Here is a 261-nt window from a genome sequence, read left to right as displayed (position 1 = left end):
CTCGGCGGCAGGTAATGTCTATCAACCGCAACTGACCCATCAGGACTACTCGGTGACCCGTATCGAGTACGACCGCGAAGAGCGTAGCCAGCTGGCCGTCGAGCAGGGCACGTTTGCAGAGCGCTACTTCATCGAACCTTTCCGTCACGTGCTCGAGCGCTGGTCGGCCGATGCCGCCCTTTGATTCACTGTTTACCAAGGATTTTGTTATGAAGACATTGCTGCCCACATCGACGGCCGGAAGCCTGCCCAAGCCCGCTT

Annotated in this window: 1 protein-coding gene; it reads left to right on the top strand. The window is 58.2% G+C overall.

The window, feature by feature from the left end:
• The coding region (locus P8629_RS12155) for a putative oxygenase MesX (RefSeq protein WP_278166367.1) at positions 1–184 on the top strand (184 nt) is incomplete at its 5' end.
• Positions 185–261: the final 77 nt, after the last annotated feature.

It is taken from the genome of Hydrogenovibrio sp. 3SP14C1 (genome assembly GCF_029625905.1).
Classification (GTDB): domain Bacteria; phylum Pseudomonadota; class Gammaproteobacteria; order Thiomicrospirales; family Thiomicrospiraceae; genus Hydrogenovibrio.
Note: the sequence above shows the minus strand (reverse complement) of the source record. Positions and strands in the feature narration are given on the sequence as shown.